The organism is Stenotrophomonas sp. SbOxS2, assembly GCF_013416715.1.
Lineage (GTDB): Bacteria > Pseudomonadota > Gammaproteobacteria > Xanthomonadales > Xanthomonadaceae > Stenotrophomonas > Stenotrophomonas lactitubi.
In genome coordinates this window covers 202081-218089 of sequence record NZ_JAAVXD010000007.1, presented here as the reverse complement: position 1 = coordinate 218089, position 16009 = coordinate 202081, and the positions used below count along the sequence as shown (strand labels likewise).

Here is a 16009-nt window from a genome sequence, read left to right as displayed (position 1 = left end):
GTGGATGGCCCGCGTCAACGGCGGTCGAACCACACCGTCTGCGCGTTGACGAATTCACGGATACCGAAGTGCGACAGCTCGCGGCCGAAGCCACTTTTCTTCACGCCGCCGATCGGCACGCGCGGATCGGAGGCCGAGAAGCCGTTGACGAACACGCCACCGGTCTGCAGACGGCGTGCCAGCTGCATCGCACGGGCGTGGTCGCCCGTCCACAGATTGCCGCTGAGCCCGAACTCGCTCTGGTTGGCCAGCTCCACCGCATGGTCGGCATCGCGCGCACGGCTGATCGACGCCACCGGCCCGAAGGTCTCGGTATCGAACGCCTGCATTCCCGGCTCGACGCCGGCCAACACGGTGGGGGCATAGAAGTTGCCGGGGCGATCAAGCTGCTTGCCGCCCACCAGCAGCTGCGCACCGGCCTCGACGGAGGCGCGTACCTGCGCATCAAGCTGTTCAAGCAGATCCTGCCGGGCCATCGGGCCGATCCGGTTGCCGGCTTCGCGGCCATCGCCGACGGTCAGCGCCTGCACACGCTCGCAGAACAGCGCCACGAAACGCTCATACACGGCTTCTTCGACGATGATGCGCTTGCCGGCAATGCACACCTGCCCGGTGTTCTGGAACCGTGAGGCCACGGCGGCATCGACCGCGGCCTCCAGGTCGGCGTCGGCCAACACGATGAACGGATCCGAGCCACCCAGTTCAAGCACCACCTTCTTCAGCGCCTGCCCGGCCTGCGCGGCGATGCTGCGCCCGGCGGCGACGCTGCCGGTCAGGGTCACTGCCGCGATGCGGTCATCGGCGATGGCGGCACTGGTGCCCTCGCGGCTGATGTTGGCGGCGATGAAGGTTCCCTCCGGCAGGCCCGCATCGCGCCACGCAGCGGCGAGCAGCGCGGCGGTGCCGACGATGTTCTCGGCCGGCTTCAGCAGGAAGCCATTGCCGCCCATCAGGATCGGCACGGCCGCGCGCATCACCTGCCAGTACGGGAAGTTCCACGGCATGATGCCGAGCACCACGCCCAGCGGCAGGTAGGAGACATAGGCCTTGTTGTCGGCCACTGACGTCGGTTCGTCGCGCAGGAACGCCGCGCCGTTGTCGGCGTACCAGTCACACAGCACCGCGCACTTCTCGATCTCGGCCAGCGACTCGGCGCGGACCTTGCCCATCTCGGCGGTGGCCAGCGCGGCCAGGGGCTCGCGGTCGCGACGCAGCACGGCTGCCATCGAACGCAGCACGCTCGCGCGTTGCTCGAGTGACTGCGCACTCCAGGCAGCAAAGCCGGCCTGTCCGCGATCAAGGATCGCTTCCAGTTCGGCGGCAGTGGCGAAGGGGTGGCTGGCGATCTGCTGGCCGGTGGCCGGATCACGGGAAATGGCAGCGGGGGCTGCGGGGGAAGCGGACATGCAGGTCTCCTGTTGTCTCGACAACGGGCGGCTGCCCGTTTCCTGACAAGGAATGTGGACCCGATCGGCAAAGGCAACAAGGCGTCTGTTTATCCTGTGACCTGCACTTACCTGCCTGAATAGGGTGGGGTTATCGGCAGGGCTGCGCCCTGCACCCGCAGAGGCAACAGCAACGGCAGAAGCAACAGCAACAGCGGCACCCCGTGCGATGGCGGGGTGGGCCCGGTGGCGGGAGACGCCGTAAACCCATCCATGGGGGCTTGGCCGCGGCATCCATGCCGCGGACACTCCCGCAACCGGACCCACCCCGCCTTCGACAATTTCCCGCTGCTGTTGGTAGGTGTCGACCTTGGTCGACACAGTAGATCCACGCCATGCGTAGATGCTCTTCGTTCAATTGTCGAAATATTCGATTTCGATGGAGATCCATCCACGCATGGCGTGGATCTACCCGATCGCGGGGATCTGTCAGAGGTGGGGCGGTGTCGGATTGCGGGGTGTCCGCGGCATGGATGCCGCGGCCAAGCCCCCATGGATGGGTTCACGGCGTCCCCGCAATCCGACACCGACCCGCCAACCCACGGAAAGCCCGCTGTTGCTGTTGCTATTGCTTCGGCTCTGGCGTCTGCAGGTGCAGGGCTGCAAGCCCTGCCGAACAACCCCTTACCTGCGCGGCAGGTAGGTCACCAGTGACAGGTCATGCCGGCTCTCCGGCACCAGCGCCACGTACTGCAGGTCCAGCAGCCCGCGCGTGGGATGGTTCAGCTTCTTGGCACCTTCGTCGAAACGACGGACATCGTGCTCCGGCCACCACTCACGGAACTGTTCGCTGTGCGTGCCGATGTCCTCGGCCAGCGCCAGGAACGGCGCCTTGTCCGGCGCCTGCGCCATCGCCGCGCGGAAGCTGGCCAGCAGGCCGCGGGTCATTTCTTCCCAGTTGAGGATCAACGTGCGGTACGGCGGATACAGGAACATCAGCCGCAGCGTGTTGCGCTCATGCGGCGCCAATTGACCATAGTCGACAAACAGATCGGCGATGGCCGGGTTCCAGGCCAGGATGTCGAAGCGGGTGTTGCGCACGTAAGCGGGGATCGGCTGCATCGCCTCCACCAGTTGCCGCAGGCCGTCGGTCACCGTTTCGTCGGGGGACTCCAGCGGCACCCCGTAGCCGGACAGCGCGAACGCGTAGGCGCGCTCGTCATCGCTCATCCGCAGCACCTGCGCCAGGCGCTCCAGCACCTCGGGCGAGGCCCGCACTTCGCGGCCCTGCTCGATCCAGGTGTACCAGCTGACGCTGACCCCGATCGCCAGCGCGACTTCCTCGCGCTTCAGGCCCGGCGTGCGCCTGCGCCCCGCGGGCAGCCCCAGTGTTGCTGGCTCGACCCGCGCGCGGCAGGCCTTGAGAAAGCCACCCAGTTCCTTGCGTTCGGCTTCACTGCGCATCATCGCCCTGCCCTGCAGGTTTCAACAGCATTGCGGGACGCCCAAGACGTCCCGCAACGCAGGGCCCGGGCAGCGGACGGTACCGCTGTCGCCGGGCACGCATCAGGCATCGATGCGCTTGGAGCCAACCGCCAGGCCGGCCTTCAGGCTGGCCTCGACGAATTCGTCCAGGTCACCATCGAGCACCTTCTGCGTATCCGAACGCTCGATGCCGGTGCGCAGGTCCTTGATACGGCTCTGGTCGAGCACGTAGTTGCGGATCTGGCTGCCCCAGCCGATGTCGGACTTGGTGGCTTCCACCGCATCACGCTCGGCATTGCGCTTCTGGATTTCCAGCTCGTACAGCTTGGCGGCCAGCATCTTCATCGCGTTGTCGCGGTTCTGGTGCTGGCTGCGGCCGGTCTGGCAGGCCACGACCGTGTTGGTCGGGATGTGGGTGATACGCACCGCCGACTCGGTCTTGTTGACGTGCTGACCACCCGCACCGGAGGAGCGGTACACGTCGGTACGCAGATCGGCCGGGTTGATGTCGATTTCGATGTTGTTGTCCACTTCCGGCGACACGAACACCGAGGTGAAGCTGGTATGGCGGCGGTTGTCCGAGTCGAACGGCGACTTGCGCACCAGGCGGTGCACGCCGGTCTCGGTCTTCAGCCAGCCATAGGCGTAATCACCTTCCACGCGCAGCGTGGCCGACTTGATGCCCGCGACGTCGCCACCAGACACTTCCATCAGCTCGGTCTTCCAGCCACGCGATTCACACCAGCGCAGGTACATGCGCAGCAGGATCTCGGCCCAGTCCTGGGCTTCGGTGCCACCGGCGCCGGCCTGGATGTCGACGAACGCCGGGGCGGTGTCCATCTGGCCGGAGAACATGCGCTGGAACTCCAGCTTCTCCACGTGCGCCTGGTGCTTGTCCAGGTCGGCCACCACGGCCAGCGCGGTGTCCTCGTCCTGCTCGGACTCGGCCAGCTCCAGCAGCTCGGTGGCGTCGCTCAGGCCTTCCAGCACCGCGGCGATGCCGCCCACGGTCTTTTCCAGGGTCGAGCGCTCTCGCCCCAGGTTCTGGGCGTACTCGGCGTTGTTCCAGACGTCGGGGCTTTCCAGCTCCCGCGTTACTTCTTCAAGACGCTCTTTCTTGGCGTCGTAGTCAAAGATACCCCCGGAGCGACAACACGCGATCGGTCAGATCGGCGATGCGCTGGCGGACAGGATTCAGTTCGATCATGTCGGCGGTCATACATTCAAAAGATGACTGCAAATGATACCGCAGGCCGGGGTGAACCGGCGCAGAAGCCGGTCCCGCCCTGCCACGCCCCTACCCGCCCAAGGCCTGCCGCAGCAGCGGCAGCTGGCGCCGGCTGCACGGCACCCGGGCCCCGTCAGCCATGTGCAGCAAGGCCTCGCCGCCATCCAGCGGCTCAATCGAGCGCAGCTGGTCACGATTGACCAGCCAGCTGCGGTGGCTGCGCAGGAACAGGACCGGGTCCAGCCGCGCTTCCAGCACCGCCATGGTGATCCGCAGCGGGTAGTCATGGCCGCGCACCCGCAGGTTCACGTAGTTGCCGGCGGCCTGGGCGTACTCGACATCGGCCGTGGCCACCAGGAACTCCTTGCCCAGCTTGCGCACCAGGAAATGGTCGGGACGATCGACCGGCTCGACCGGCGGGCCCTCATCGGGGGCGGCGAGCAGGGTCGCTTCGCCCTGTCGGCGACGACCGAACCAGGCCACGGCATGTACCGCCGAGACCAGCAGCGCGTAAGTCTGGATGTCCTTGAAGAACTCATAGAACCATTGCGTCGGCCAGTCCCCGAAGGTGTAGTGGCTGCCCAGCAGGGCGTGCATCGCTTTGCGCAGCACGACCATCGTGCTCACGTGCAGCAGCCACCACGCTACGGCGCCCAGCAGGTACGGCATCAGTCGCTGCCGCCAGGTATCGGCATGCAGCGGCCAGCGTGAAGCGGCACGGATCAACAACACCAGCAGCAGCAGCGACACCAGCGCGCTGCTGAATTCATCGATCGTCACCGCCATCCAATGCGGCGGCAGTTCATCACGCGCCGCCATCATCACCTTGGCCAGCACGTTGGCCGCCGCCGTCCCCAGGAAGAGTACGACCCAGAACACGGCTACCTGCCGTCCTTGCCTGCTGCTGCCCATTGGTTCGCCACGCACTTGCGGGTCCTGCTGGTTGTGCTCGTCCATCACTGGATTATCGCCAACCACGGCCCCGGTGACGTACGCCATTCGTCCCCCAGCCCCGCCATTGGGCCCTGCGGGACATCCAGCTACCCCCTCCTGATGGTGACACCGCGGCAGGTCTTCCACCCTGCAACGACACCAACACGGATAGCGCCATGACCCGCCGCCACGACCTCGACACCCTGCGCATCGGCGCCTTCGGGCTGCTGATCCTCTACCACGTGGCCATGGCGTACGTGGCCGGATGGGACTTCCACCTCAAGAGCGCTCACACGGCCGGGTGGCTGCAGTGGCCGATGATCGCGCTGAATCGCTGGCGCATGCCGCTGCTGTTCGCCATCTCCGGCATCGCACTGGGCCTGTGCCTACCCGCGCACGGCCGTTGGCAGTTTGCGTTGCGGCGCAGCTGGCGCCTGTTGTTGCCGCTGCTGTTCGGCATCGTCGCGGTCGTCTCGCTGCAGGCCTACTGCGAGGCGGTGGACAAGGGCGACGTCACGCCGGGGCTCGGCGCCTTCCTGTGGCGCTACTGGCAATTCCGGCCGTGGCCGGGAGCCAGCTTCAGCGGTGCAGCCTATGGCTTCACCTGGAACCACCTGTGGTACCTGGCCTATCTGACCCCCTACACGCTGCTGACGATCCTGTTGGCCAGCGTAGTGCGGCCGCTACGCCACCGCCTGCCGGGCCTGTATCTTCGCGACCGTTGGATCGTCACGCTGGGCCTGCTGCTGCCGGTGCTGTGGCTGGCGTGGGCACTGCTGGTCATCCTGCCCACGCATCCGCCAACCCATGCGCTGGTCGATGACCTGTATGTCCACGCCGAATCGCTGCCCCTGTTCCTCGGCGGCTTCCTTGCAGCGCGCTGGCAGCGTGGATGGGACCTGCTGGTGCGTGGCCGGCGGTTGACCCTGGTATTGGCCGTGATCGGGCTGACTGTCGAACTGGGGATCCGCGCACTTGCCCGGATGCCCGATGTTGGCGATCTGCCGGAATGGGTACTGTCGCTGCCATGGGCGCAGACCGAGCGCGTCGGCCGCGCGATGTACACCTGGTGCGCCCTGCTGGCCATCTTCGGCTGGGCGCAGGTCCTGCTTGCGCGGCCATGGCGTGGCCTGGGCTACTGCCGCGAGGCGGTCTTCAGCTGGTACATCCTGCACCAGACCGTGCTGATCGTACTGCTGTACTGGCTGCGGCCGCTGCAGCTGGGCGCTTGGCTGGAGCCGGTGCTGGTGATCATCGGCACCGTCATCGGCTGCCTGGTGATCCACGAACTGCTGGTGCGCCGAGTGCGCTGGCTGCGGCCGCTGTTCGGGCTGCGTGCCGATCCACCAGAGTCACCGATCACACGCGCCGCAACAGCACGGTTGTAGAGCCGAGCCCACGCTCGGCTGCTTGTGCCATGAGCCGAGCACAGGCTCGGCTCTACAGCGAAGCAGTCGAGCCAGCTCGACCCTACACGGGCGTCCCAGTGATCAACGCACCTCGAACTCCCCCACCAGCACGGTCTCGGCACGGTCCTTCAGCCGCATCGTCACCATCTGGTCCTTCTGCTTCGGCGTACCCCAATGGGTGGTCAGGCGCAGCATCAGCGTCGTCGCGCCAGTCACCAGCTGCTGGCGGCTGCCGAAGTAGTTCGCCTCCACCTTGTACTTGCCGGGCTTGGCATTGCGCAGCGAGAACTGTTCCGGGCCATAGCCACCGGTGAAGTCCTGCGACATCTGCCCGCCCTGATAGGTCAGGCGGTTGCCGTAGTACGCGCGCTCACCGTTCGGGTCGGTCACCCACAGGTCCATGTCGCTGTTGTCGGCATCCCAGGCCAGTACCACGCGCAGGTCCAGCGGCATCGCCTGCAGCAGGCGCGGGTCGATGCTCTTGGTGTCCAGCCGCGGCTTGCTGGCGGCCACCAGGTTGGTCAACTCGTCCAGGGCGATCAGCGCAATGCCGTCGAAACGAGCATCCCAGGGCCGTACGACCACCTGGTACAACGGCGCCAGCGCCTGCTGTGGCTTGCCCGCTGCGGCCAGCGCCAGGCCCAGGTCGCGGAAGCTCTGCGGTTCTTCCTGGCCCATCGCCAGCACCTGCTCGAACACCGGCACCGCCAGCGCCGGAGCGTCGGCCTGCAGCAACCGATAACCGAGCACGCGCAGCAGATGGCGGTTGTCCAGATCCATCTCGGCCAGGTTGGAGAGCACGCGCAGGGCAAGATCGCGCTGCCCCTGTTCGATCAACAGGTCGGCCACGTCGAGGAAGAATGCGCTGCTGTCGGCGTTCGCCGCGCGCTCGGCCAGATAGCGGTCATACAGTTGCGACGCCGGCCCTTGGCGCAGGCGGCGGGCAACCGGCGAATCCGGCTGCCACGCAGCCAGCTTGATTCCCAGCTGACCGTCATTGGCAGCGGCAGGCCCAGCGACCATCGCATCGGCGGCCGCTTCCATCATCGGCGCGGGCGCCGGTGCCGGGCGTGCGACCGAACGCTGGCGCGCAGTGGCTGCATTCGACTGCATCTCCGCTGCGGCGGGAGCTGGAGCAACCAGCATCGCTACCGGTGCCGGCGGGGCGCCGGCCGCCACCTCCAGCGCCTTCGAATCCGCCTGCGGCGGTGTGCCCTTCGGCCAACTGCGATTCCACCACTGTTGGCGCTGCTGCCACTGCGTCACCACCTTGTCCAGACGCTGGCGGTCGGCCGCTTCGCGGTCTGCAACCTGGCGTGCGAAGCGCTGGTCGTACTCGGCGCGCAGCTTGCCCGACGGACGGATCGCATAGCGCAGGTAGTCGTCCAGGGTTTCCAGCACGATCAGCGAGGTATCCGGGCCCACCAAGCTGAACTGCTGCGACAGCCGCTGCATCGCCTCACGGTTGCTGCGTCGATCGCTCGACAACTGCTGCAGGCGCGCCTGTGCCCACAGGCCGGCCAGCAGATCACCGTCTTCGTTCTTCTGCGTCGCGGGCAGTGCCTGCCACTCGCCGCCAGCCACGCGTACCCGCATCGGCACACCTTCGGCCGCCAACCGCGCATGCAACCACAGCCAGCCCTGGGCCTGGCTGCGGCGGTCGATCACCACATCCTGCACGCCACGGCCGGCATCGATCTGGACATCCAGCGGTACCGACAGCAGTTCCCGAGCGGCGGCATCTATATCGCTGCCGAGTGCCACGAAAGTGCCCGCATGCGCCTCGCTCCAACCGCGCAGGCGGGTGGCATCGGTGCGTGCACCAGCACTGCTGATCGCAAACAGGCGCTGGTCGGCGGCCAGCGCCGGCAGTGCTTCCGGCCCGTAGGTCAGCAGACCATCGCTGACCATCAGGTATTCCTTCACCTCCGGCTGCGGCTGCCACTGCGCCAGCGCACTGGCACCATCGGGCTGCACCGACATCAACGCCCGGCGCAATTCACTCCAGTCGCCCCCGCGGATACGGAAACGACGCACCTGCTCGGCACGATCACGCAGCACCGTCAGTGCGACGTTGCCTTCGCCCATCGCAGCGAAGTAGCGATCAAGCAGCCCGAACTCGCGGGTGCGATCACGCTGGCCAGCAGAGCCGGAACCATCCCACAGCAGCCCCACTTCCGATGGCACACGGCGCGGCGCGGCCGACGTAGGCACCGGCAGCTGGGCCAGCAGGTAGTGACCGCCCTGCCAGCGGGCAACCTGCACCTGCGCCTTGCGCTCGGCCGGCAGCGTCCATTGCAGCTGGGCCGGCAACTGTGCGCCGCGCCCTTGCCAGTGCAGACGGCCCTCATCAATGCGGAACGGCGCACTGCCAGTATCAGCACCCTTCGGTGCCTGCACGTCCAGTTCAACGGCAGCGGCACCGGCGACGAACTGCAGCGGCAGCGTCCAACGCCAGCCCTGCCCGGCGTATGCCAGCGGCTCGCGTACGACCAGCTGCACACGGCGGCTGCCGCCGGCCGGCAACGGATAAACGCGCAGCCGGAACTGGTTGCCGGCGGTCTGCTCCAGCAGGCCCGGATCGACGCCACGACGGGCGATCTCCTCGAACACCTGGCGACCGCGGTCCTTGGGCACCGGTACGGCCTCGCGCAACTCGCCATTGATGTCCAGGGCGAAGCCGGTGATCTGCTGGCCCTCGCCCAGCGGGAACTGCAGCTCACCCTCCAGCACGCGCTGGTTGGGGTTGTGGAACTCCAGGGTGATCCGGGTCTGGGCGATGCCGGCCTGCACCTCGCCTTCGATGCGCGCCTGTCGCAGCTGCACGGGCTGTTCTGCCGCGGGTGCGATCAGCAGCGGGGTGGAGGCGATCGGCGGTACCGGACGACGCGACGCCTGGGGCATTGCCGGCCAGGTTGCCATGGCCAACAGCAGTACGGTGCAGCAGCGGGCGAAGACCATGACAGGACTCCAGTGGGATCGTGATTGCTTGAACGCACCAAACGGGTGGATGGGGTTAACGCAATTCGATGCTGGCTCTTCGCCGCCCCTGGGCGCACCATGTGCGACTTCCCGATCCCGCGCAAGGATGCTCATGCGTTACCCCCTGCTTCCCACCCTGCTGGCGCTGTCCTGGCCGCTGGCCGCCGGCGCCGTCGATGCGCCTGCAGGGCTGTATTTCCAGCATCACGACTGGGTCGTGGCCTGCGACAACACCCGCACCTGCCGCGCGGCCGGCTATGCCAGCGACGACGACAGCACCCTGAGCGTGCTGCTGACGCGGAAGGGCGGCCCCGATCAAGCCATCAACGGCCGGGTGTCGTTGCAGCCGATCGACGAACAGCCGCAGCCGAAGGGCGCACTGCACCTGCGCGTCCAGCAGCGTGACCTCGGTGTGCTGGCGCCGGCCAAGGACACAGGCACCTATGCGCTGAGCCCGACGCAGACCACCGCAGTGCTGTCGGCGCTGGTGCGCGATGGCGGCATCACGGTTGTCGATGCCACCGGCCATGCGTGGCCGCTGTCGGACAAGGGTGCAGCGGCTGTGTTGCTGAAGGCCGACGAGTTCCAGGGCCGCGTGGGGACGCCGGGCGCGGTGATGCGCAAGGGTACTGCCGCCGAAAGCAGCGTACCTGCCGCCGTTGCCAAACCCGTGGTGCGCAAGGCAGCGACCTTGTCGACGCCGCCGGACGACCCGGCATTCGCCAAGCTGGCCGCGTCACCGGCGCTGCGTGCAGCGCTGCGCGCCACCCTGAAAGAGCCCAGCTGCGAAGGCCTGCTAGAGGCCGACCCGGATCTTCCGATCAGCAATTCGCCACTGCAGATACAGCGTCTGGACGCCAAGCATCTGCTGGTCAACGTTCCCTGCTGGCGCGCGGCCTACAACACCGGCGATGGTTACTGGGTCATCGGTGAGAAAGCGCCTTACCAGCCGCAGTGGGTGACCAGTGATGCGATCGACTACGGCGACGGGCAGATCGTCGCCTCGCACAAGGGCCGCGGCCTGGCCGACTGCGTGTCGGATGAAACGTGGACCTGGGATGGCACGCGCTTCGTCGCGACCTCGGCAATCAGCGGCGGTCTGTGCCGCGGCGTTCCTGGTGGAACCTGGGAGCTGCCGACACGGGTAAGCGAGGTTCGCTGACGCCCCCCTTTTTTCATGCGGGCAGGCAGTGCTCGACGATCAGCTGGATCGCGGCGCCACCGCGATAGTCATCGCAGGCCAGGCGATAGGCCAGGTGGACATGCTTGCCTGGTGCGTTGCCGTGCCAGCCACCGAAGTGGATCGCGTTGATCGTGCCCGGTACGCCGGGCAGGCGCAGTTCCAGCTTCAGATGCCGTTCCTTCAATACGCGCCAGTTGGCCACTTCGAAGTGGCCATCGAACAGCGGCTCGGGGAAACCTTGTCCCCACGGTCCGGCCAGGCGCAGCGCATCGGCGTGGCGATGATCGAGTTCGTCCGCTGCCAGTTCGCCATCACTGAGCACCTGCTGCTGCAGTGCCGCCGGGTCGAGCATTTCCAGCACGGTAGCGACGAACGCGGCTTCGAAGTCGGCCAGATGATCCAGTCGCATGCTCAAGCCGGCAGCCATTGCGTGACCGCCGAAGCGCTCGATCAAGCCGGGATGGCGCGCATCAACCAGGGCCAGCGCATCACGGATATGCAGGCCGGCAATCGAACGCGCTGAACCGCGCAGGGTGTCGGCACCCGGCTCGGCCGGCGCGAACGCGATCACCGGACGATGCAGGCGATCTTTCATCTTCGAAGCGACCAGGCCGACCACACCGGGGTGCCAATCCGCATCAAACAGGCAGGCCGCCACCGGACGCTGCCCGGCGGTATCGAGCACCACCCGCGACAGCGCCTGTTCGGCGTCATCGGTCATCGACTGCTGCACCGCACGCCGCTCAGCGTTGATCTGCTCCAGCGTCTGCGCGATGTCACGGGCCTGCCGCGGATCTTCGGTGAGCAGCAGCGCGATTCCCAGCGCCATGTCTTCCAGCCGACCGGCCGCATTCAAGCGCGGGCCGAGCCCGAAGCCGATGTCGGTGGCGGTCAGTCGCGCGGCGTCGCGGCCACTGGCTTCGATCAGCGCCTTCAGGCCAACGCAGCCCTGGCCGTTGCGCAGCCGACGCAGACCAGCACTGACCAGGGCGCGGTTGTTGGCATCCAGCACCACCAGGTCGGCCACGGTACCCACGGCCACCAGATCCAGCAGGGTGGTCAGGTCCGGACCTTTCCCATCGGCAAATACACCCGCTTCGCGCATCTGCCGGCGCAGCGCCATCAGCACGTAGAAGATCACGCCGACACCGGCCAGCGACTTGCTGGGGAAGGCGTCGCCGTCCAGATTGGGGTCGACGATGACATCGGCCGGCGGCAGCTGCGGACCGGGCAGATGATGATCGGTCACCAGCACCTGCCAGCCCCGCGCTTTGGCTGCGGTCACGCCGTCATGGCAGGCGATTCCGTGATCGACGGTGACCAGAAGATCCGGCTGCAGCGCAGCCAGCTCGTCCACCAGCGACGGTGACAGGCCGTAGCCGTGCACCATGCGGTTGGGCACCGCGTGGAAGACATGCTGCGCGCCGAGCATGCGCAGGCCACGTACACCGACCGCGCAGGCGGTGGCGCCGTCGCAGTCGAAATCACCGACCACCAGGATCCGCTTGTCCGCTGCAATGGCCTGGACCAACAGGTCCACGGCCGCATCGATGCCGGTCAGCAGCTCCGGCGCGTGCAGGTTGCCCAGCTTGGGCAGCGCCAGTTCCGGGGTGTGCGCACCACGTGCGGCGTACAGGCGCGCCAACAGTGGCAGCGTGCCGTCCGGCCAGCTACCGGGCGCAACCGCATCGCGGCGGCGGATCATCGGCGAATCAGAGGACAGCGGCGCAGCATCGGCGGCAAGGGACATCGGCATCGCCGGTTTACGGAAGACCCGCGCATGATACCCCGCTCGGCGTGTCTGGCTCTGCGCGGGCTTGGCGCAGGCGGGGTGATCGCCCATGCTTGTTCGCTTCTGAAACGGAATTTGCCATGCATCGCACGCTGTCCGCACTGATTGCCAGCCTTTTGCTGCCGCTGGCCAGCCACGCCGGAAACACGCCGCTGGAACCCGGCATCGAGTTCGTGCGCCACGACTGGTTCCTGGCCTGCGACAACACCGGCACCTGCCGCGCCGCCGGCTATGGCCCGGAGAACGCAGGCAGCCTGCTGGGCCTGATGCTGGAACGTGCCGGCGGCCCCGGCACGGCAGTGAAGGCGCGGCTGCGGGTCGGTGAGGATGGCGAAAGCACAATGCCTGAAGGATCGATGCGCCTGCAGGTGAACGGACGTGATCTGGGTCGCGTGCAGGACACCGGGGCCGACGAAGCGGTGACGCTGCGACCGACGCAGGTTGCAGCCCTGCTCGCCGCCCTGCCCGGCCAGGCCCGCATCGAGGTGATCGACAGCAGGGGCACGCGCTGGCCGATTTCCGATCGTGGTGCCGCCGCGGTGCTGTTGAAAATGGACGAGGCACAAGCGCGCGTGGGTACGCCCGGCGCCCTGATACGGCGTGGCACGCGTGCCGAAGCGAGCGTGCCGGCTGCGCAAGCCAGACCGGTGATCGTGCGCGGCGTGCTGGCGGCCGCTCGCCCCGGCGACAGCGCATTGGGCAGCAGCGAAGCGCTGCGCGACGCGTTGATTGCCACGCTCGGCGACAGCGACGACTGCCCGCGCCTGATCGAGTACAAGGGAACCCCGGAAATGGTGATCGAGCGGCTGGACGACAGCCATGTGCTGGTGCAGGCGCTGTGCCAGATGGGTGCGTACAACTACAGCAATGGTTTCTGGATCGCGCACGATCAGCCACCGTACGCAGCGGAGGTGGTCACGCTGGAGGCAGAGGGCTTCTCGCGCGTCGAGCGCACGCTGTACGCACGCTACAAGGGCCGCGGCATCGGCGACTGCGTTTCCGGCTCTGACTGGACCTGGGATGGCCGCAGATTCCAGCCAAGCAGTGCGTTCAGTACCGGTCTGTGTCGTGGCATGCCGGGCGGGCATTGGAACCTGCCGACCCTGGTCAGCGAGGTTCGTTGAATGCGTGCATCCTCACTGTTACGCACGCCGCTGCTGGCCTCCCTCACTCTGGCCTCGGTTGCCTCGGCCGCTGAACCGCTTGGCACATCGTTCGTCGAGGGTGACGGCGTGATGGCCTGCGACAACACCCGCACCTGCCGGCTAGCAGTCTACGGTCCACTGGCACCGCTGATGCTGAGCGTGCTGCTCGAACGTGCCGGCGGGCCGCAGACCGCGGTCACCGCACGGCTGTCAATGGCCGAGGGCGCCGAGGACGCGCCACGTACCCCTGTGGCGGTGGCACCCGAAGGGACGTTGCGACTGCGCGTGGACGGAAGGGACCTCGGTGCCATCGGCCACAGCGAAGCGCTCGATATTGGCCTGCAGCTGTCCGCGCACTACGTGACAGCAGTAATCGATGCACTGCTGGAGGACAGGCGCATCGAGATGAGCGACGCCTCCGGCCACGCGTGGCCACTGTCGGATCGCGGCATCCGCACGTTGCTGCTGAAGATGGACGAGGCACAAGGTCGGCTGGACACCCCAGGCGCACTGGTGCGCAAGGGCGCACAGCCGGAATCGAAGGTGCCGGCTGCAGTAGCCGCGCCACCGCTGAAGGCACCGCCCCTGCTGGTCGAAGCACATGACGACGATGGTCAGCTGGCTGAGCGGACAGATCTGCTGCAGCAACTGCAGCCGGTGGCCGCCGCGCGGAACGCCTGCGAACGGATGTCGTCGCGCCAGCTACGCATCGAACGGGTGGATGCCACCCATGTCCTTGCCATGTTGAGCTGTGCGACCGACCGCCACATCGTGCCAGCGGGTACCTGGCTGATCCGCGACCGTGCACCATTCGCACCCAAGCTGCTCTCGTCGACCCCGCTGTTTCCGCTCTACCCGCACGCCGTGTTTCTTGAAGAAGGCCTTGCGACAGACCAGGATGCGTGCGGGACGAACCGGCACTGGGCGTGGGACGGAAGTCGACTGATCCTCAGTGCGGAGTACGTCGGTCACTACTGCACCGGCCCGAGCCGCAGGCACTGGCAGTTGCCGACCTACGTCACCGATGTTCGATAGCGCATCCGCCGGGCATGGCCCGGCGCTACCGCATTCTTTCAACCGTCGTGCAGCTGGCGGGGCTTCTTCCAGAACTGCCAGCGCTGGCCTTTGTCCAGCTGGAACTGCAGGCCATCCTCGAAATCCAGCACCAGCCGTTGCAGTTCACCACGCTTGAGCGCGGCCAGCAGCGGCCGGATCGCATCGTTGCCCAGCTGCTGCAACGAGCGCAGCTGGCGCAGGTCGACCAGTGCATCGACCGATTGCTCGCCATCCACCGCGACGCCTGCGGCCTGCGCCAGGCCCTGCAGCAGCGCATCGCGGCTGCGCACCTGCGCATGTGGCGTGGCCACCGATACCGGCATCACGCCACCGCCCCAGAACCACAGCGAATTGATCGGCTGCTGCCCCTGTGCAGCGCGCTGCTGGTTCCACGAATGGGTATGCAGCAGCACCTGCGCTTCCGTCATCAATGCGCGCCAGCGGCGGCCCGCCTCGCCCAGTGGCAGGTGCGAGAACAGATCATCACCCAGCACCTCGTCCGGACTGTCGAACTCCGGCAGTTCGGTACCGATGGGCAGCCGCAGGTACCAGCGCGAAGGGTCGGGGGCATCCAGCACGAAGCCTGCATCCGCAAACAGCGGCTGCAACACAGGCAACAGGGCCAACGTATCGGCCAGGCTGGGCCGCAGCGTTTCGCCGTGGCCCATCATGCGCGCGCCATGCATGTCCGGCACCATGCAGGCCGGATCGGCACGCAGCCAGCAGGCGCCGGCGGCATCGCCGACGTCACGCTGGCGGGTCAACGCGGCCACCGGCCAGTGCGGCGCGGCGACCGTGAAGTGACGCAGCAGCTGCGCCCGTTCACCGGCGTCGCCCTGCGAGGTGGTGGCGCGGCCCAGGGCACGCGCCACATCATCCGGCAATGCAGCCACCGCAAAGCGGCTGCGTGCCGGCAACAGCAGGGTCGCCGTTGCCACGGATCAGTCCTGGTAGCTGACGCTGACGATCTCGTACTCGCGCTGGCCGGCCGGCGCATCGATCACGATCGAGTCACCTTCCAGCTTGCCGATCATCGCGCGGGCAACCGGCGAGGAAATGGCGATCAGGCCCAGTTTGATGTCCGCTTCCAGATCGCCAACGATCTGGTACTTCTTCTCTTCGTCCGATTCCACGTCGGCCAGGGTCACGCTGGCGCCGAACACCACCTTGGAGCCTGCATTGAGCTTGCTCACGTCGATGATCTCGGCGTGCGACAGCTCGCCTTCCAGCTGCTTGATGCGGCCTTCGATGAAGCCCTGTTCCTCGCGCGCGGCGTGGTACTCGGCATTCTCCTTCAGGTCGCCATGCTCGCGCGCTTCGGCGATCGCGGCGATCACCTTCGGGCGCTTGACCGACTTCAGGTGATCCAGTTCATCGCGCAGTCGCTGCGCGCCCTTCATCGTGATGGGTG

General features: G+C 67.1%; 12 protein-coding genes. 4 read left to right on the top strand and 8 right to left on the bottom strand.

Going from position 1 to position 16009, the window contains the following annotated elements; genetic code table 11:
- Positions 1 to 14 precede the first annotated feature (14 nt).
- The 4 genes from HFK18_RS15745 to HFK18_RS15730 all read right to left on the bottom strand — a co-directional run bounded on the left by HFK18_RS15745 (position 15) and on the right by HFK18_RS15730 (position 5010).
- Positions 15 to 1406, bottom strand: coding sequence for an NAD-dependent succinate-semialdehyde dehydrogenase (locus HFK18_RS15745; protein WP_180166973.1), 1392 nt, complete (start codon positions 1404 to 1406; stop codon positions 15 to 17).
- 663 nt (positions 1407 to 2069) lie between these two features.
- Positions 2070 to 2852: a helix-turn-helix transcriptional regulator gene (locus HFK18_RS15740; protein WP_100465254.1), complete on the bottom strand. Its 783-nt coding sequence runs from the start codon at positions 2850 to 2852 to the stop codon at positions 2070 to 2072.
- Between the two features lie 99 nt (positions 2853 to 2951).
- Positions 2952 to 4077 (bottom strand): peptide chain release factor 2 gene (gene prfB / locus HFK18_RS15735; RefSeq protein ID WP_099818762.1). Its coding sequence is split into 2 segments (ribosomal slippage): positions 2952 to 4001 and positions 4003 to 4077, totalling 1125 coding nucleotides; the frame shifts between segments, so codons are not numbered across the junction.
- 90 nt (positions 4078 to 4167) lie between these two features.
- On the bottom strand, positions 4168 to 5010 hold the full coding sequence (locus HFK18_RS15730; protein WP_180167443.1) for a LytTR family DNA-binding domain-containing protein: 843 nt from the start codon (positions 5008 to 5010) through the stop codon (positions 4168 to 4170).
- 197 nt (positions 5011 to 5207) lie between these two features.
- On the opposite strand from HFK18_RS15730, the gene HFK18_RS15725 reads away from it, so the two are divergent.
- Positions 5208 to 6419 carry an acyltransferase family protein gene (locus HFK18_RS15725; RefSeq protein ID WP_180166972.1) on the top strand — a complete coding sequence of 404 codons (1212 nt, stop codon included), beginning with the start codon at positions 5208 to 5210 and terminating at the stop codon, positions 6417 to 6419.
- A 102-nt stretch (positions 6420 to 6521) separates the two neighbouring features.
- Here the strand turns inward: HFK18_RS15725 and HFK18_RS15720 are convergent, their stop codons facing one another.
- On the bottom strand, positions 6522 to 9401 hold the full coding sequence (locus tag HFK18_RS15720) for a VIT domain-containing protein (RefSeq protein WP_180166971.1): 2880 nt from the start codon (positions 9399 to 9401) through the stop codon (positions 6522 to 6524).
- A 133-nt stretch (positions 9402 to 9534) separates the two neighbouring features.
- Here HFK18_RS15720 and HFK18_RS15715 point away from each other — a divergent pair, with 133 nt between their 5' ends.
- Entirely contained in the window at positions 9535 to 10584 is a 1050-nt protein-coding gene (locus tag HFK18_RS15715) for a DUF1176 domain-containing protein (RefSeq protein ID WP_180166970.1), read from the top strand.
- Between the two features lie 13 nt (positions 10585 to 10597).
- Here HFK18_RS15715 and recJ read toward each other — a convergent pair whose 3' ends face one another.
- Positions 10598 to 12355, bottom strand: coding sequence for a single-stranded-DNA-specific exonuclease RecJ (recJ, locus tag HFK18_RS15710; RefSeq protein WP_180166969.1), 1758 nt, complete (start codon positions 12353 to 12355; stop codon positions 10598 to 10600).
- Between the two features lie 122 nt (positions 12356 to 12477).
- Here recJ and HFK18_RS15705 point away from each other — a divergent pair, with 122 nt between their 5' ends.
- Together HFK18_RS15705 and HFK18_RS15700 are read left to right on the top strand one after the other, a co-directional pair.
- Positions 12478 to 13521 (top strand): DUF1176 domain-containing protein, encoded by a 1044-nt coding sequence (locus HFK18_RS15705; protein ID WP_180166968.1) that lies wholly within the window; start codon positions 12478 to 12480, stop codon positions 13519 to 13521.
- Positions 13522 to 14577: a DUF1176 domain-containing protein gene (locus tag HFK18_RS15700; RefSeq protein ID WP_180166967.1), complete on the top strand. Its 1056-nt coding sequence runs from the start codon at positions 13522 to 13524 to the stop codon at positions 14575 to 14577. It begins immediately after the preceding gene.
- 38 nt (positions 14578 to 14615) lie between these two features.
- On the opposite strand, the gene HFK18_RS15695 is transcribed toward HFK18_RS15700, so the two are convergent.
- Positions 14616 to 15536: a phosphoglycerate mutase gene (locus HFK18_RS15695; RefSeq protein ID WP_180166966.1), complete on the bottom strand. Its 921-nt coding sequence runs from the start codon at positions 15534 to 15536 to the stop codon at positions 14616 to 14618.
- 3 nt (positions 15537 to 15539) lie between these two features.
- Positions 15540 to 16004, bottom strand: a complete 465-nt coding sequence (gene greA / locus HFK18_RS15690; RefSeq protein ID WP_176022519.1) for a transcription elongation factor GreA — start codon at positions 16002 to 16004, stop codon at positions 15540 to 15542.
- Between the last annotated feature and the right edge of the window lie 5 nt (positions 16005 to 16009).